The sequence below is a fragment of the Neorhizobium descurainiae genome, from assembly GCF_051400715.1.
In the GTDB taxonomy this organism is placed as follows: Bacteria; Pseudomonadota; Alphaproteobacteria; order Rhizobiales; family Rhizobiaceae; genus Neorhizobium.
The window spans coordinates 88,179-105,473 of record NZ_JBLFFK010000002.1; the positions used below are offsets into that span (position 1 = coordinate 88,179).

At 62.5% G+C, this 17,295-nt stretch carries 11 protein-coding genes; 7 read left to right on the top strand and 4 right to left on the bottom strand.

Annotated elements, in window-relative coordinates; all coding sequences use genetic code 11:
• The first annotated feature begins 80 nt into the window (after window positions 1-80).
• The 5 genes from ACMGE0_RS04070 (at window position 81) to ACMGE0_RS04090 (ending at window position 5,046) form a co-directional block, all read left to right on the top strand.
• Entirely contained in the window at window positions 81-971 is an 891-nt protein-coding gene (locus ACMGE0_RS04070; RefSeq protein WP_436814592.1) for a MurR/RpiR family transcriptional regulator, read from the top strand.
• 148 nt (window positions 972-1,119) lie between these two features.
• Window positions 1,120-2,226 (top strand): ABC transporter substrate-binding protein, encoded by a 1,107-nt coding sequence (locus ACMGE0_RS04075; protein WP_436814593.1) that lies wholly within the window; start codon window positions 1,120-1,122, stop codon window positions 2,224-2,226.
• Between the two features lie 70 nt (window positions 2,227-2,296).
• Complete coding sequence (locus ACMGE0_RS04080) at window positions 2,297-3,172, top strand: ABC transporter permease (protein WP_436814594.1); 876 nt, start codon at window positions 2,297-2,299, stop codon at window positions 3,170-3,172.
• An 11-nt stretch (window positions 3,173-3,183) separates the two neighbouring features.
• Window positions 3,184-3,972, top strand: a complete 789-nt coding sequence (locus ACMGE0_RS04085) for an ABC transporter permease (RefSeq protein WP_436814595.1) — start codon at window positions 3,184-3,186, stop codon at window positions 3,970-3,972.
• A 12-nt stretch (window positions 3,973-3,984) separates the two neighbouring features.
• Window positions 3,985-5,046 (top strand): ABC transporter ATP-binding protein, encoded by a 1,062-nt coding sequence (locus tag ACMGE0_RS04090; RefSeq protein ID WP_436814596.1) that lies wholly within the window; start codon window positions 3,985-3,987, stop codon window positions 5,044-5,046.
• 111 nt (window positions 5,047-5,157) lie between these two features.
• Here the strand turns inward: ACMGE0_RS04090 and metH are convergent, their stop codons facing one another.
• Window positions 5,158-8,931 carry a methionine synthase gene (gene metH, locus ACMGE0_RS04095; RefSeq protein WP_436814597.1) on the bottom strand — a complete coding sequence of 1,258 codons (3,774 nt, stop codon included), beginning with the start codon at window positions 8,929-8,931 and terminating at the stop codon, window positions 5,158-5,160.
• A gap of 177 nt (window positions 8,932-9,108) precedes the next feature.
• Here metH and ACMGE0_RS04100 point away from each other — a divergent pair, with 177 nt between their 5' ends.
• Window positions 9,109-10,365 (top strand): AGE family epimerase/isomerase, encoded by a 1,257-nt coding sequence (locus ACMGE0_RS04100; protein ID WP_436814598.1) that lies wholly within the window; start codon window positions 9,109-9,111, stop codon window positions 10,363-10,365.
• Between the two features lie 45 nt (window positions 10,366-10,410).
• On the opposite strand, the gene ACMGE0_RS04105 is transcribed toward ACMGE0_RS04100, so the two are convergent.
• Window positions 10,411-13,335, bottom strand: coding sequence for a hybrid sensor histidine kinase/response regulator (locus ACMGE0_RS04105; RefSeq protein WP_436814599.1), 2,925 nt, complete (start codon window positions 13,333-13,335; stop codon window positions 10,411-10,413).
• A 137-nt stretch (window positions 13,336-13,472) separates the two neighbouring features.
• Window positions 13,473-15,014 carry a UbiD family decarboxylase gene (locus ACMGE0_RS04110; RefSeq protein ID WP_436814600.1) on the bottom strand — a complete coding sequence of 514 codons (1,542 nt, stop codon included), beginning with the start codon at window positions 15,012-15,014 and terminating at the stop codon, window positions 13,473-13,475.
• Window positions 15,015-15,171: 157 nt separating this feature from the next.
• On the opposite strand from ACMGE0_RS04110, the gene ACMGE0_RS04115 reads away from it, so the two are divergent.
• A complete protein-coding gene (locus ACMGE0_RS04115) occupies window positions 15,172-16,152 on the top strand; it encodes a Bug family tripartite tricarboxylate transporter substrate binding protein (RefSeq protein WP_436814601.1) in 981 nt (326 codons plus the stop codon).
• A gap of 185 nt (window positions 16,153-16,337) precedes the next feature.
• Here ACMGE0_RS04115 and ACMGE0_RS04120 read toward each other — a convergent pair whose 3' ends face one another.
• The gene (locus tag ACMGE0_RS04120) at window positions 16,338-17,258 is read right to left on the bottom strand and encodes a LysR family transcriptional regulator (protein ID WP_436814602.1); all 921 of its coding nucleotides are present in this window, start codon (window positions 17,256-17,258) and stop codon (window positions 16,338-16,340) included.
• Window positions 17,259-17,295 lie beyond the last annotated feature (37 nt).

The window sequence follows — 17,295 nt, forward strand, 5'->3', positions numbered from 1 at the left end:
AAAGGCCCGATTGACTTCTCCCTGGAAACGAATGTTAATCTTGTGCGGTAAACCGGCGCAGACCGGAGGGAACAGTTTTCGTGCCACCAACAGCACGCACCGTATCGGATGTCATTCGTGTTCGTTACGACAGCCTGACGCGCGCGGAAAAACAGTTGGCGGACAGCCTATTGGAGAACTATCCGATGTCGGGGCTCGGCAGCATCACTGTCATCGCGGAGAATGCCGGCGTGTCCACGCCGACGGTCGCGCGCATGGTGCAGAAGCTCGGCTACAGGGGCTATCCGGAATTCCAGTCACATCTGCATCAGGAGCTCGAAGCGACGATCTCCAACCCCATCGCCAAGCACGACCGCTGGGCTTCCAACGCGCCCGGCACCCATATCCTGAACCGCTTCGCCGATGCCATCACCGCCAATCTGCGCGACACGCTGTCCGACCTCGACACGACGACGTTCGAGGGCGCGGCCGCACTTTTGCGCGATCGCAGCCGCAGCATCTATTTCGTCGGAGGCCGCATCACCGGGGCGCTCGCGGAATATTTCTTCACCCATATGCAGGTCATCCGTCCGAAGACGACGCTGATCTCCAACAATTCCAGTTCCTGGCCGCAGCACGTGCTCAACATGAGTTCAGGCGACGTGCTGGTGATCTTCGATATCCGCCGTTACGAGCAGGAGATGGCGACGCTGGCAGAGACCGCAAAGGCCAACGGCGTCGTCATCGTCTTGTTCACCGACGTCTGGGCTTCGCCTGTCGCACAACATGCAGAGCACACGTTCAAGATGCGTATCGAAGCGCCCTCCGCCTGGGACTCCTCGGTGATCACGCTCTTTGTGGTTGAAGCGCTGATCGAGGCGGTACAGAGCGCCACATGGGAGGAAACCCGCGAACGCATGAACTCTCTCGAAGGCCTGTTCGAGCGGAGCCGCCTCTTCCGCCGCCCGGGCCGTCAGACACGCCCCGACTGACCATCGAGAATGCAAGGAATATCCCGGAAAATCGGCAGTTTATGAGCAAATGCTCACGATCCGGGCTGTCATATACGATACATGAACTGGCTCTACGAGTCCCGCCCTAACGACCCGAACCACACGACCTGAACCCTAGGAGGATACCGTGCTCAACAGGACCCAACGTCTTCTTTCGATGACGACCGCCATCGTCATCGCTTCGGCGAGCCTCGCCGCCGCCGCCGAGCCGAGCGCCGAACTGATCGCAGCCGCCAAGAAGGAAGGCACGCTGACCACGATCGCCCTGCCCCATAGCTGGTGCGGCTATGGCGACCTGATCGCCGCCTTCAAGGCCAAGTATGGCATCGAAGTCAACGAGCTGAACCCCGATGCCGGTTCGGGCGACGAAATCGAAGCGATCAAGGCCAACAAGGGCAATGCCGGCCCCCAGGCCCCTGATGTCATCGACGTCGGCCTCTCCTTCGGCCCGTCCGCCAAGGCCGAAGGCCTTCTGATGCCCTACAAGGTTTCCACCTGGGACACGATCCCGGACAGTGCCAAAGATGCGGAAGGCTACTGGTACGGCGACTATTACGGCGTCCTTTCCTTTGTCGTGAACACCGACATCGTGAAGGAACTCCCCAAGGACTGGGCCGACCTGAAGAAGCCGGAATTCGCCAACGCGGTCGCGCTTGCCGGCGACCCGCGCGCCTCCAACCAGGCCGTCCAGGCCGTCTACGCCGCCGGCCTCTCCACCGGTGAAAAGGACGCCGCCAAGGCTGGCGAAGCAGGCCTTTCCTTCTTCGCGGACGTCAACAAGGCCGGCAACTTCGTTCCGGTCATCGGCAAGTCCGCCTCGCTTGCCCAAGGATCGACCCCGATCGTGATTGCATGGGACTATAACGGCCTCTCCTGGCGCGACAGCCTGAAGGGCAACCCGCCGCTCGAAGTCGTCGTCCCGGCCTCCGGCGTCGTGGCCGGCGTCTACGTGCAGGCGATCTCCGCATTCGCTCCGCATCCGAACGCCGCCAAGCTGTGGATGGAGTTCCTCTATTCGGACGAAGGCCAGCTCGGCTGGCTGAAGGGCTATTGCCACCCGATCCGCTTCAACGATCTTGCCAAGAACAACAAGATCCCGAAGGAGCTGCTCGACGCCCTGCCGCCGGCGGCGGCCTATGAAAAGGCCGTCTTCCCGACGCTTGCCGAGCAGGAAGCCGGCAAGACCGCGATCACCACCAAGTGGGATGCGACTGTCGGCGCCAACGTGCAGTAACATCCTGAATTCAGTCTCCCCGCTGCTCCGGCGGGGAGACTTTTCCTCCTCCGGCAGAAGCCAGCGCCTCATGAGCACCGCCACCACGTCCTTCATCGACCGCCGCACCGTCGTCGATTGGCTCGGCATCGCGCCGTTCATGATCTTCGCGCTGATGTTCCTGATCGTCCCGACCCTCTATCTGGTGACGGGCGCCTTCTTCACGCCGGACGGCCAGTTCACCTTGAAGAACATCGTCGATCTCTTCACGCCGTCGATCATGAGCGCCTACGGGATCAGCATCAAGGTCTCGGTGGCGTCCGCGCTCGGCGGTGCGCTGATCGGCTTCTTCCTCGCGTGGGCGATCGTGCTCGGCGGCGTTCCCTCCTGGGTTCGTTCCGGCCTGCTCACCTTTTCCGGCGTCGCCTCCAACTTTGCGGGCGTGCCGCTCGCCTTCGCCTTCCTGGCCACCCTCGGACGCACCGGCCTGGTGACGGTGCTGCTGCGCGACTGGATCGGTTTCAATCTCTATTCGACCGGCTTCAACATCCTCTCCTTCTTCGGGTTGACCATTACCTACATGTTCTTCCAGATCCCGCTGATGGTGCTGATCCTGACGCCGGCGCTCGACGGCATGAAGAAGGAATGGCGCGAGGCTTCCGAAATCCTCGGCGCCTCGACCTGGCAATACTGGCGCATGGTGGCGCTGCCGATCCTCTGGCCGAGCCTGATGGGCACGACGCTGCTGCTCTTCGCCAATGCCTTCGGCGCGATCGCCACGGCCTATGCGCTGACCGGCTCCTCGCTCAACATCGTGCCGATCCTGCTCTACGCCCAGATCCGCGGCGACGTGCTGCACAACCCCAATCTCGGCTATGCGCTGGCGCTCGGCATGATCGTCATCACGGGCGTTTCCAACATCCTCTACATCCTGCTGCGCATGCGCGCTGAACGCTGGCAGAAGTGAGGGGGACAGAAATGAAGACGAGCAAGGTCCTTGCCTGGATTGCCATCGCCATCGGCGCCATCTACTTCTTCGTGCCGCTGATCGGCACGTTCGAATTCTCGCTGCGCATGCGGCGCGGCGAATATTCCTTCGATGCCTATCAGTCGGTCTTCTCGGATATCCAGTTCCAGCAGACCTTCGGCTTCTCGATGATGATGGCGCTCTTCACCATCATCTTCGGCATGCTGCTCGTCGTGCCGACCGCCTATTGGGTGCGGCTGCGCCTGCCGCAGGTGCGTCCGGTGATCGAATTCATCACGCTGCTGCCGCTGGTGATCCCGGCGATCGTCATCGTCTTCGGCTATCTGAGGCTCTACAACTCGTCGTCCTGGCTTCCGTTCACGGGCTCGACGCAGGGCACCAATATCCTGCTGGTGCTTTCATACATGACGCTCTCCCTGCCCTACATGTACCGCGCGGTCGATACCGCCATGCGCGCGATCGACGTGCGGACGCTGACGGAAGCCGCCGAAATCCTCGGCGCCAAATGGCCGACCATCATGTTCCGCTGCATCTTCCCGAATGTCATGTCGGGCGTATTGTCGGGGGCCTTCATCACCTTCGCGATCGTCATGGGCGAATTCACCATGGCGGCGCTCCTCAACCGGCCCGCATTCGGTCCCTATCTGCAGCTTGTCGGCGCCAACAAGGCCTATGAACCCTCTGCGCTTGCCATCATAGCGTTTGCGATCACCTGGCTTTCGATGGGGCTCCTCCAGCTCGTGACCCGTTTCAGTAAATTGCCGCCGTCCCGGCCCTAAGGAATTTTCTCAATGTCGTTCCTCGTCCTTGAAAATATCAAGAAGAGTTTTGGGCAGACGCAGGTCGTCAAGGACTTCGATATGTCGATCGAGAAGGGCGAATTCGTCTCCTTTCTCGGCCCGTCCGGCTGCGGCAAGACGACGGTGCTGCGCATGATCGCCGGCTTCGAGACGCCGAGCGGCGGCAGGATCAGCATCAACGGAAAGGACCAGAACCGGCTGAAGACCAGCCAGCGCAACATCGGCATGGTCTTCCAGGCCTATGCGCTGTTTCCGAACATGAACGTCTCCGACAACGTCGCCTTCGGCCTCAAGGTCGCCGGAAAGCCGAAGGCGGAGATCGAAGCGCGCGTGAAGGAGATGCTGTCGCTGATCCGCCTCGATCATCTCGCCGATCGCTATCCCTATCAGCTGTCGGGCGGGCAGCAGCAGCGCGTGGCGCTCGCCCGCGCGCTCGCGCCGAAACCGCAGGTGCTTTTGCTCGACGAGCCGCTTTCGGCGCTCGATGCCAAGATCCGCGTCTCGCTGCGCGAAGAAATCCGCCAGATCCAGAGCCAGCTCGGCATCACGACCGTCTTCGTCACCCATGACCAGGAAGAGGCGCTGTCGATCTCCGACCGCATCGTCGTCATGAATGCCGGCCGCGCCGACCAGATCGGCACGCCGTCGGAAATCTACAATCGCCCCGCCACCCGCTTCGTCGCCTCATTCGTCGGCACGCTCAACATGATCGAGGCGACCGTGGCCGATCCGGCAGCCAATACGGTAAACGTCGGCGAGAATGTCGTCAGGCTGCGCGAACCGATCGGCGCGCTGAAAATCGGCGACAAGCTGTCGATCGCGCTGCGCCCGGAAGCCGGCTCGCTTTCCGAAAACGCCAAGGGCGATACCTCGCTCACCGGCAAGGTGGTCTCCTCGCATTTCCTCGGCTCGGTGATCCGCACCAAGATCGACGTCGGCGGCAACCGGATTTCGTTCGACATGTTCAATGCGCCGGATGCCGTCATGCCGCAGGCGGGCGAAGCCGTGACGCTGCGCTTCAACGCCAGCGACTTCCTGATCGTTCGGGATTGATTCTGACGGAAGCCTAGAACGCTCCCCCGTCATCCTCGGCCTTGTGCCGAGGATCTACCGGGCCCAAGCGAAAAGTACGGCAGATCCTCGGGACAAGCCCGGCGCTAATTGTCACGCAGCATCGTCCACTGCATCCTGCTCGGATGACGGCACATAGTTGAGGACCGGACCGAGCCAGCGCTCGACCTCCGCGATCGCCATGCCCTTGCGCTTGGCATAATCCTCGACCTGATCACGCTCGACCTTCGCCACGCCGAAATAATAGGATGCCGGGTGGCCGATATAGAGGCCGGAAACGGAAGAACCGGGCCACATCGCATAACTCTCGGTCAGCGTGACGCCGGTTGCGTTCTCCGCATCGAGCAGCCGGAAGAGCGTCGCCTTTTCCGTATGGTCGGGCTGGGCCGGATAACCGGGCGCAGGCCGGATGCCGCCATAGGCTTCCGTGATCAGCTCTTCTGACGAAAGGTTCTCGTCCGGCGCATAGCCCCAGAACTCCTTGCGGACCCGTTCATGCATGCATTCGGCGAAAGCTTCGGCGAAACGGTCGGCCAGCGCCTTGACGAGGATCGACGAGTAGTCGTCGTTCGCCCGCTCGAAACGCTCGGCGATCGCCACCTCCTCGATGCCTGCCGTCACCACGAAGCCGCCGACATAGTCTTCCAGGCCCGTCGCCCGCGGCGCGACGAAATCCGAGAGCGCCACGTTCGGCCGGCCGTCCCGCTTGGAAAGCTGCTGACGCAGCGTGAAGAAGGTCGCGAGCTCTTCGGCGCGGCCCTCGTCCGTGAAGAGGCGGATATCGTCGCCGACCGTGTTGGCCGGCCAGAAACCGATCACCGCCCGCGGCCGGAACCACTTTTCCGCAATGATCTTATCGAGCATCGCCTGGGCGTCCGTATAAAGCTGGCGCGCCGCCTCGCCCTGCTTCTCGTCTTCGAGAATGGCCGGGAACCGGCCCTTCAGCTCCCAGGTCTGGAAGAAGGGCGTCCAGTCGATATATTTCGCCAGCTCCGCAAGGTCATAGGTCTCGAAGATCTTGGTGCCGAGGAATTGCGGTCTCGTCGGCTTGTATTCCGACCAGTCGAGCTTTTCGGCATTATCGCGGGCGCGCGAGATCGAAAGACGGGTCTTCTCGGCCTCGGAACGGGCATGCGCCGCCGCCACCTTGGCATATTCCGCCCGCACGGTGCTGATATAGCCCTGCCTGGCCTCGGGCGACAGCAGCGATGAGACGACGCCGACGGCGCGGCTCGCATCGTTGACATAGACCGCCTGGCCGCGATCGTAGCGCGGATGGATCTTGACCGCCGTATGCACGCGGCTGGTGGTGGCTCCGCCGATCAGGAGCGGAATATCGAAGCCCTGCCGTTCCATTTCGGAGGCCACATGCGCCATCTCATCGAGCGACGGTGTGATAAGGCCGGAAAGCCCGATGATATCGACCTTCTCGGCGATCGCCGTCTCGAGGATCTTCGTGGAGGGCACCATGACGCCGAGGTCGATGATCTCGTAATTGTTGCAGGCGAGCACGACGCCGACGATGTTCTTGCCGATATCGTGCACGTCGCCCTTTACGGTCGCCATCAGCACTTTTCCGGCTGACTTCTTCTGGTCGCCACCATTGAGGCGTTTCTCCTCTTCCATGTAGGGCAGCAGCACGGCGACGGCCTGCTTCATGACGCGGGCGGACTTCACCACCTGCGGCAGGAACATCTTGCCGGAACCGAAGAGGTCGCCGACAACATTCATGCCGGCCATCAGCGGACCTTCGATGACATGCAGCGGCCGCTCTGCGCTTTGTCGCGCCTCTTCGGTATCCGCTTCGATGAACTCGGTGATGCCGTTGACCAGCGCGTGCGACAGGCGCTTCTCGACCGGCCATTCGCGCCAGGCGAGGTCCTGCGCCTTGGCCTCCTTGGCTCCGGCGCCGCGATAGCGCTCGGCGATTTCGAGCATGCGTTCCGTCGCGTCGTCGCGGCGGTTGAGGACCACGTCCTCGCAGGCCTCGCGCAGTTCCGGCTCGATGTTCTCGTAGATCGCGAGCTGCCCGGCATTGACGATGCCCATGTCCATGCCTGCCTGGATGGCGTGGTAAAGGAACACGGCATGCATCGCCTCGCGCACCGGCTCGTTGCCGCGGAAGGAGAAGGAAAGGTTCGAGACGCCGCCCGAGACATGCACATGCGGCATGCGCTCGCGGATCGCCTTCGTCGCCTGGATGAAGGCGAGGCCGTAATTGTTGTGCTCTTCGATACCCGTCGCGACGGCGAAGATGTTCGGATCGAAGATGATGTCTTCCGGCGGAAAACCCGCCTCTTCGGTCAGCAGCTTGTAGGCCCGCTCGGCGATCGAAACCTTGCGCTCGAACGTATCGGCCTGCCCTTGCTCGTCGAAGGCCATGACGACGACCGCAGCACCGTAATTGCGCAGGAGCCGCGCCTGGGCCAGGAACTTTTCTTCACCCTCCTTCATCGATATCGAGTTGACGACCGGTTTGCCCTGCACGCATTTGAGGCCGGCCTCCATGATCTCGAACTTGGAGCTGTCGAGCATCAGCGGCACGCGGGCGATATCCGGCTCGGCGGCGATGAGGTTCACGAACTCGACCATCGCCTTTTCGGAATCGATCAGGCCTTCGTCCATATTGATGTCGATGACGGCGGCCCCGTTTTCAACCTGATCGCGGGCGACCGCGAGCGCCGCCGTAAAGTCGCCGGCGGTGATCAGCTTGCGGAATTTCGCCGAGCCGGTGACGTTGGTGCGCTCGCCGACATTCACGAAAGGCACGTCCTTGGTGAAGACGAAGGGTTCCAGGCCGGAGAGCGCCATGAACGGCTTGTGCTCCGGCACTTCGCGCGGCTTGAACGGCGCAACCGCATCGGCGATCGCCCGGATATGCTCCGGCGTCGAGCCGCAGCAGCCGCCGACGACGTTGACGAGCCCTTCCTCGGCAAAGCCGCGGATCTGGCGGGCCATGTCGTCCGGCGTCTCGTCGTAGCGCCCGAATTCGTTCGGCAGGCCGGCATTCGGATAGGCCGAGATGAACGTGTCGGCGACGGCCGAGAGTTCCTGCAGATGCGGGCGCATCGCATCGGCGCCGAGCGCGCAGTTCAGGCCGATGGTGAAGGGCTTCGCATGGCGAACCGAATACCAGAAGGCCGACGGCGTCTGGCCGGAAAGCGTGCGGCCGGAAAGATCGGTGATCGTGCCGGAGATCATCACCGGCAGGTGGATGCCTTTTTCGGCGAAACGTTCGGCACAGGCGAAGATCGCGGCTTTGGCGTTCAGCGTGTCGAAGATCGTTTCGATCAGGATGATGTCGGCGCCGCCGTCGATGAGGCCGTCGAGCTGCTCTCCGTAGGCGATGCGCAAGTCGTCGAATGTCACCGCACGGTAACCGGGATTGTTGACGTCGGGAGAAATGGACGCTGTGCGGTTGGTCGGGCCGATCGCGCCGGCGACGAAGCGGCGCCGGCCATCCTCCTTCTCCGCCCGGAGTGCCGCGCGCCGCGCCAGCCGCGCACCATCGCGGTTCAGGTCGTAGACGGCATTCTCCATCTGATAGTCGGCCTGGGCGATGCGGGTAGAGGAGAAGGTGTTGGTCTCGAGGATATCAGCGCCGGCCTTGGCGTAACGGTAGTGGATCTCCTCGATCGCCTGCGGCTGCGAGAGGATCAGGAGGTCGTTGTTGCCCTGCTGATGGCAGGCGCAGCCGGCGAACCGCTCCCCGCGAAAATGGTCCTCGTTGAAGCCGAGCCCTTGGATCTCGGTGCCCATGGCGCCGTCGATGATCAGGATGCGCTCCCGCGCCGCGGCCTTGAGCGCCGCCAGGATTTCCGCGCCGTCGCGGCGGGAGGCTTCGGGGCCGAAGAGTTCATCGAACATCGCACATCCTCATGCTTCGAGATAATTCAATAACCGCATAAACATATCTTTATGTCAATATATAACTGAAGTGAACTCTGACATGAGAGATCGTCAATCGAATAGCCGATGACAGGAAACCAGCCGGGCGCTATAGGCGTTCTGAGCAACGTACCCATTCAGCCATTTGAGGTCTCCATGAGCGATAACGGTCAGACAGCCGCCAATTGGGCGAGCCTTCCCTATCATCGGCGCTGGCTGCTGGATCAGGCCGACGGCCTCTTCGACTTCTTCCAATACCGGGCCATGAATCCGAAAGGCGGCTTTTTCGATCTCGACGATCAGGGCTCGCCGATCGGCGGGGCCAATCCGACCCGCGGCATCCACGCCTCGGCGCGCATGGTGCATTGTTTCTCGATCGGTTACCTGCTCGGCCGCCCCGGCGCCGGCGATATCATCGACCACGGCATGCGCTATCTCTGGGAGCGTCACCGCGATGCGGAGCATGACGGCTATTTCTGGCAGGTCAACGATGACGGCGCCGTCGGTCCCGCCAAGCAGGGCTACGGCCACGCTTTCGTGCTGCTTGCCGCGTCCTCGGCCAAGGTGGCCGGCCATCCGCTCGCCGAGCGGATGCTGGCCGATATTACCGAAATCCTGGAAACGAAATTCTGGGAAACCCGCCACGGGGCAATCGCCGAAGAGTTCAACCGCGACTGGTCGCTGATCGAGGAGGGAAGCTATCGCGGCCAGAACTCCAATATGCATCTCACCGAAGCGCTGATGGCGGCTTTCGAGGCGACCGGCGAGACGGCCTATCTTCAGAAGGCCGAAAGCATTGCCGACTTGGTCATCCGCCGCGCGGCCGGCAGCGTGGGCTTCCGCGTCGCCGAGCATTTCGACGCGGAATGGACGGTCAACAAGGATTATTACCATCCCGACGAGATGTTCCGCCCCGCCGGCACGACGCCCGGCCATTGGCTGGAATGGGCACGCCTCCTATTGCAGCTCTGGGCGCTCGGGGGCAAAAAGCACGGCTGGATGCCCGAAGCTGCAAAATCGCTCTTCGTCCAATCCATGTCGCTGGGCTGGGACAAGGAGAAAGGCGGCTTCTTCTATACGCTTGACTGGCAGGACAGGCCGGCCAAGACCAACAAGCTCTGGTGGCCGATGTGCGAAGGGGCCGCGGCCGCGCATTTCCTGAACGAGCATCTGCCCGCGGACCGATTCTACGAGGACGGCTACCGCCTCATTTGGGGCACGATCGCCAACCGCTTCATCGACCACAAGAACGGCGGCTGGCACGAGGAGCTGACTGAAGACCTCGTCCCGGCGCATACGCTCTTTCCCGGCAAGGGCGATATCTATCATGCGCTGCAGGCCTGCCTCATTCCCCTCTTCCCGGCCACCGGCAGCCTGACCAAGGTCATCGTCGAGGCCGGTGGACGCATCTGAGCGCATTGCCGCAAGTCACGCCTGCGGCTCGAAGGTGAAGTCTGGTCACGTCCCCGTGCGGGGCGTCACCATGGCGCGGATGCGGGCGGCGAGCAGGTCGTAGTCGTAAGGCTTGGTGATCAGCGAGGTCTGCCCGAGCGCTTCCAGCCCAGGCACGTCCCGGTCGCCGGTCGCAAAGATCACCGGCAGATGCGGCAGCGTTTCCCGCACCTTCAATGCCAGCTCAAGTCCGCTCATTTCCGGCAGATGCACGTCGGTGACGAGAATATCGACCGGATGGCTGCCTGCAGTCCCAAGCGCCTCCTTGCCCGATCCCGCCTCCACGACGTTCATGCCGGAATCCTGCAGGAAGTCCGCCGTCGAAATGCGGATCAGCGCCTCGTCCTCGACCAGCAGCACGGTGATCGGCAGATCCTGAACGACAGGCGGCCCGACGACGGGAGCCGCGGCAGGCGTCGGAGCGCGCTCCGGCGTGCGCGGCGGCGCCCCTTCCCGGCTCTGTTCGATGACCTGCCTGATCTTTCGCGCCAGCGCCTCGCGCGTATAGGGCTTGCTGAGCAGGTTGACGCCGGGATCGAGCCGCCCGCCATGGACGATCGAGTTTTCGGTATAACCCGAGGTGAAGAGGACGCCGAGATGCGGCAGCCGTTCCTTGGCCTTTTTGGCGAGGTCCCGGCTCTTCAGGCGGCCGGGCATCACCACGTCGGTAAAGAGAACGTCGATCGGCACGCCGCTCTCGATGATCGCCAGCCCGCTATCGGCATCCTTGGCTCTCAGGACCCGGTAACCGAGCTCGGTGAGCAGGCTGACGGTGATCTCCCGCACCGCTTCGTCGTCTTCGACCACCAGAACGGTCTCGTTTCCGCCGGAAGCGGTACCCGCCGAGTTCTCGGCGACCAGATCCTCTTCCTCCATCGATCGCGGAAGATAGATGCGCACGGTGGTTCCGTTCCCCGGCTCGCTGTAGATCTTGACATGGCCTCCGGACTGCTTGACGAAGCCGTAGACCATGGAAAGGCCGAGGCCCGTCCCCCTGCCTTCCGGCTTGGTGGTGAAGAAGGGGTCGAAGACCTTTTCCAGAATGTCGGGCGTCATGCCCACACCGGTATCGGTCACGGCAAGCATGACATATTGTCCCGCTTTCACATCGAAAGCGTGGCGCGCATATTCGTCGTCCAGGAAGGCGTTGCCGAGTTCGACGGTCAGCTTGCCCTGCCCGTTCATCGCGTCGCGGGCGTTGATCGCAAGGTTGAGAAGCGCGTTTTCGACATTGCTCGGATCGACCAGCGTGTTCCAGAGCCCGCCGCCGACGATCGTATCGATCTCGATCGCCTCGCCGAGGCTGCGCCGCAGGAGATGATCCATCTCGCGGATCAGGCGGCTCAGGTTGATGACCTTGGGCGAAAGCGGCTGGCGCCGGCCGAAGGAGAGAAGCTGCGAGGCGAGCCGCGCGCCGCGCGAAGCACTGGCCAGCGCGCTGTTCAGCCGCTTTTCGGCGATCTCGTTGCCGGCGAGTTCACGGCCGAGAAGCTGGAGATTGCCGGTGATCACCTGCAGCAGATTGTTGAAGTCATGGGCAATGCCGCCGGCCAGATTGCCGATCGCTTCCATCTTCTGGCTCTGGCGGAGCACCTCCTGCGTCCGCTCGAGCTCGATCGTCCTTTCCTCGACCCGGTGACCCAGTGTAGTCGCAAGGTCCGAAAGCTGCGTCTCCGTCTGTTTCTGCTCGTCGATATCGGTGTTGGTGGCGACCCAGAGCGTTATCTCGCCGGCATCGTTCCTGATAGGCACGGCGCGGGTGATGAACCAGCGGTAGACGCCGTCGTGGCGGCGCACCCTGATCTCCGTCTCCAGCTTGTTTCCCGTGCGCAACGCTTCGCCCCAGGCCGCAGCGATCCCGGCCGAATCGTCCGGGTGCAATATGTCGGACCGCTTGTCCCGGTCGAAATAGAAGGACTCCGTTCCGCTGTAAGCGAATATCTGGTCGTTGCACCACTGCATCCGGCCGTCCGGCGTGGCGGTCCACACATGCGTCGGCAGAGACTGCGCAAGCGTCCGGAAACGGTCCTCGTTCTCCCGCGCCGCCTCCTGCGCGCGACGAAGCTGGGTCACGTCGTGTCCCTGGACGAAAATGCCGCTCACGACGCCGTCGCGATCGCGGATCGGCTGGTAGACGAAGTCGAGGAAGCGCTCCTCCGGCGCGTCGGTGCCCGGCGGTTGCAGAACGACGCGAGCGGCGTGGGCGCTGTAGGGCGTTCCGCTCTGGTAGACCTGATCGAGCAGCTCGTAAAAGCCCTGGCCGGCAATGTCCGGAAGGGCTTCGCGCACGGTCTTGCCGATCAGGTCCTCACGCCCGACCAGCGCCCGGTAGGCTCCGTTGACAATGTTGAAGATATGCTCCGGCTCGCGCAGCACGGCCATGAAGCCCGGCGCCTGCTCGAACAGCATGCGCAGATATTCGCGCTCCTCGCCAAGCGCGATGTTCTCGCCCTGAACCGCATCGGCGCGGCGCATCAGGTCCGTATGCACCTGCAGCGCGCCATCGCCGGCCAGCCAGCTGCGCAGCAGATGCAGCTCCGTCACATCCACGGTATGCTGCAGAATGAAGGTGATCTCGCCGCTCTCGTCCTTGATCGGCGTATGGGTGGCGCTCCAATACCGATCCTCCAATTCCCCGTCAGGGCCGGAAATCGGATAGGGAATGAGGGACAGGTGATCCACCTCCCCTGTCGAAAGCACCTTGGCGAAGGATTGGCGCAACAGCCTGCCCGAGACCGAATCGGGGTCGCTCGGGAAAGCATCGAACATGTTGCGGCCGAGAAGCTCCTCGCGGCTGCGCGCCGTGACGGCAAGATAGGCATCGTTCATCCCGATAAGCCGCAAATCCCGGTCAAGAATGACATAGGGATTGGGCGAGAGATTGAACAACTGCTCCAGGTCTATGGTGGAAAGCTCCGTCACTCGGAACATGCGCCGCCCCCGATGCAATGCACCGTCAGGTTACAAGGCTTCGGCATTCGTTGACAATTGAAATCAGGAGAAAACCTTCCGGACGGACATCCGGAAGGCGATATTGGCGAGATGCCGCATACCGTATCGATCGGGCATCACTTCGGAAGATAGTAGCGGCCGCGTTCGTCGCGCTCCAGGCCTTTGGCGCGGAACGTATCGATCTCGCGGACCACTTCGCGGCCATCGCGGCTGCCGACGGCGGCCATCAGTTCCTCGAAATGCTTCGGACCGTCCTTCAGCGCCGCTTCCAGCGAGGGGAAGCGGTTGCCCGGATAGGAGGGCGCCTGCGGGGTGACGAGTTCCCAGCTCTGGGCATGCTGCATCGGCCAGGTGAGGTCGTAACCCGCCTTGGCGCCGGAACGCGCGCCGTGCAGCGACGGATCGAGCGGAGACAGGCGCACGCCGGTCGCGATGACGAGGTCGCGATCGGCCTGGAAGCGGGTACCGAAGGCCCATTCCATCTGGCTGTCGTCGAAGATGTCGATATCCGGATCGACGACGAAGACGTTCTTGACGCCGACGGCGCCGAGAACCGCATAGAGCGCCGAACGGGCCTCGCCCGGATAGGTCTGGCGAATGGAGAAGCGCATGCTCATCGAGCCCCCGGCGGCGACCGGTGCGTAGACGGCGACCGGCTGGCGGACGACCTCGCCGAGGATCTTCCAGACGTTCATTTCCATGCGCAGCGCTTCGAGGTTGGACGTATCGGTAAAGTCCATGCGGTTGCCGGAAATCGTCGCAGTCTGGAAGAGCGCATCCTTGCGATGGGTGATGGCCGTGACGTGGAAGACCGGATTGGTCTTCACGACCCCGTAGTATCCCAGATATTCGCCGTAGGGGCCTTCTTTCTCGACATAGCCGCGCTCGTCGAAATAACCCTCGATGACCATTTCCGCATCGGCCGGAACCATGATGTCGTTCGTCACGCATTTCACGACCGGCAGCGGCGCGGCGCGCAGCGAGGAGATCAGTTCGAGCTCGTCCACCGGCTCCTTCATCGTGGCCGAAACCATGTCGATCGGGTGGCAGCCGACCACATAGGCGACGTTCAGGCGCTCGCCGCGTCCCGACGCCGCCATGTACATGACGCGCAGGTCGCTCGGGGCGATCAGGTCGACGCCCGCCTCCTGCGGACCGCGCAGCATCAGGCGGCGCATGCCGCAATTGTAGCGGCCATCCTTCGGGTCGATCGTATAGTCGATCGTCGCCGAGATGTAGGGAGCGCCGTCGAGCGCATGCTGCACGTGAACCGGCAGCTTGAGGAGGTCGGCATCCGCTCCGGTCAATACGACCTGCTGCACCGGAGCCTCGTCCTTCGAAAGCTTGACGAGTTCGGGCTTCAGCGACAGCCGGCGGCGCATTTCGAGCGCGACCTCGCCCGCGGGCACGCCGAAGGCCTTGGCAAGGCGCGATCGGCTGCCGACGACGTTGCCGACCAGTTGCTGACCCTCCGGCCCGACATTCTTGAAGAGGACCGCCTTAGGATTGTTCTGCAGGATAGCCGCCACATCGGCAAGATCGACCTTCTCCTCACGGATATCCAGCTCGTCGGCACCCAGCGCCTCGACGAAATTCCTCAGCCGAAAACGGTCGAGATCGAGCGCGGCGGCGGATTTGGTTGCGGTGTTGACGGTCATTCTTTCCTCTCCCGAAACGCGTTTTCTGCGTGCTGTGTTTTCTATCCAGAACAGTTGATTAAATCAAATATAATTATACAATGTTGCATCAGGTCGCATTGGGAGACGCGACCGACCGGCTCGCTGCGACGTCCGGTCATTCACAGGGAGGGACTTTATGCAGAACATTACCCGTCGTTTCGTGCTTGCGGCTTCGGTCGCCCTTGCAGGCACCGCCTTCGGCCTTTCGCCGGCTGCGGCGCAGGCGGACTACCCGAGCCAGACCATCAGCATGATCTGTGCTTTCCCGGCAGGCAGCGGCGCCGATGTCATCGTCCGTTTTTTCGCCGAGAAGATATCCAAGCTTTCGGGGGCGACCATCATCGTCGAAAACAAGCCGGGTGCCGGTGGCAATATCGCGGCTGAATATGTCGCCCGCGCCAAGCCGGACGGCTACACGATCTTCTTCCATACCGGCAGCGCCATCGCCGGCAACATGCACATGTTCAAGAAGCCGCCGATCGATGTCGTGAAGGACCTGCAGGTCGCAGCGACGATCAACAAGCAGCCGCACATGATCGCCGTTCCCGTCTCGAGCCCGATCAAGAACATCAAGGAACTCACCGAATACCTGAAGAAGGAAGGTTCGAACGCCAGCTACGCCGTCAACAACACGTCGGGCAAGGTCCTGGCCGCCATCTACAAGCAGGAGGCCGGCCTGGAAACGGTCGAGGTCTCCTACAAGAGCAGCGCGGATTCCATGAACGACGTCATGAGCGGCGCCATGGCGTTTGCCGCCCAGGATCCGGTTTTCTCCCTCGCCCAGCTTCGCGAAGGCCGTTATCGCCTGCTCGCCGTCAGTTCCGGCAAGCGCATTCCCGGTGCCCCCGAGGTTCCGACGATGACCGAAGAAGGCTATCCGATGGACCAGGTCGGCTGGTTCGCGATGATGGTTCCCTCAGAGACGCCGAAGGAAGTCGTCGGCAAGATCAACGGCTGGACGAAGCAAGTCCTTGGCCAGGACGACGTCAAGAAGTTCGTGACCGACCAGGGCGGCGACGTTTTCGTCAGCACGCCGGAAGAGGGCCAGGAATATCTCAAGAAAGAAGTCGCAGCCTGGGCCGATTACGTCAAGATCGCCAATATTCCGCAGCAGTAAGACGGCCACTTCACTCGGCTTCAACGGCAGACGGCGCCTCGCGGCGCCGTTTTCTGCTTCATGGGCCGATTCGGTATCGGCTGTTCCTCTCCCCGGATCAGCGGCCACGGACAGACTCGATCTCGTCGAGCAGACTGCGCATCCTGCGCACGATGCCGCGACGTTAATTGCATAAGCAGGCTCCGTCAGATGGCCTGCCCTCGCCACGTCTCGCTGATGCGGCGAATGGCCTGCAGCAGGTTGGCGGTCGGTGGCGTCATCAGGCCCTTCTTGCGGCGGTAGACGCGGAAGGTCCTTTGCCAGTCGAGTTCCGGCACGTTGACGCGCGCCATGTCACCGCGTTCGACCTCTTCGCGCACGAGCGGCAGCGGCATCCAGCAGAACAGCGCCTCCGACAGAACGGCTGCCTTCAGAACCGGAACCGAACGGGAGATGATCGAAGGCGCATTCGGCTCCAGCGCATTGTCGTGGAAACGGCGTTGCCATTCGCGTACGGTCGGCGTGCCCGGCGGCGGCAAGGCCCAATCGAAACCGGCAGCCTCGGCGAGCGTCACATGTTGCCGTCCGATGATCGGGTGGTCGGCGCGCGCAAAGACGGAGACGGTGTCGTGCATGATATCCGGTGTCGCCATGACGATATCGTCGTCGAGATAAGGTTCAGGCGAGATGGCGATATCGATCATCCCGCCCTTCAGTCCTTCCAATACCCGGTCTTCGAGATCCTCGATGATCTGGTATTGCACCTCCGGATGTTCTTTGCGCATCTCGCGGATGACGGCGATGATGAAGCCGCTGACGACGCTCGCAACCCCGCCGATCCGGACCACGCCGCGACTTGCGCCCCGCATCTGCCGGATTACGTCGGTGGCATTGCCGATCTCCGACACCACCAGTTTCGCATAGGGAAGCAGGGCCTCGCCGAAGACGGTCGGCACGACGCCGCGGGTCGTGCGCTCGAAGAGCGGCACTCCATAGCTCTCTTCAAGACGCTTCAGCATGCGGGTGATCGCCGGCTGGGTCATGTTCAATGCGGAGGCGGCCGCGCCGAGGCTTCCGCGGCGGGCGCATTCAAGCACGATTTGGGCTGATCGAACATCCAAAGTCATGCCTTCGTGTAATGGATTTTTGGAAATTCTTCAATTC

Excerpts from the sequence above, each read along its gene's own strand:
- ACMGE0_RS04080 (WP_436814594.1), top strand. The coding sequence starts at position 2,297 with ATGAGCACCGCCACCACGTCCTTCATCGACCGCCGCACCGTCGTCGAT.
- ACMGE0_RS04085 (WP_436814595.1), top strand. The coding sequence starts at position 3,184 with ATGAAGACGAGCAAGGTCCTTGCCTGGATTGCCATCGCCATCGGCGCC.
- ACMGE0_RS04090 (WP_436814596.1), top strand. The coding sequence starts at position 3,985 with ATGTCGTTCCTCGTCCTTGAAAATATCAAGAAGAGTTTTGGGCAGACG.
- metH (WP_436814597.1), bottom strand. The coding sequence starts at position 8,931 with ATGTTCGATGAACTCTTCGGCCCCGAAGCCTCCCGCCGCGACGGCGCG.
- ACMGE0_RS04100 (WP_436814598.1), top strand. The coding sequence starts at position 9,109 with ATGAGCGATAACGGTCAGACAGCCGCCAATTGGGCGAGCCTTCCCTAT.
- ACMGE0_RS04105 (WP_436814599.1), bottom strand. The coding sequence starts at position 13,335 with ATGTTCCGAGTGACGGAGCTTTCCACCATAGACCTGGAGCAGTTGTTC.
- ACMGE0_RS04110 (WP_436814600.1), bottom strand. The coding sequence starts at position 15,014 with ATGACCGTCAACACCGCAACCAAATCCGCCGCCGCGCTCGATCTCGAC.
- ACMGE0_RS04115 (WP_436814601.1), top strand. The coding sequence starts at position 15,172 with ATGCAGAACATTACCCGTCGTTTCGTGCTTGCGGCTTCGGTCGCCCTT.
- ACMGE0_RS04120 (WP_436814602.1), bottom strand. The coding sequence starts at position 17,258 with ATGACTTTGGATGTTCGATCAGCCCAAATCGTGCTTGAATGCGCCCGC.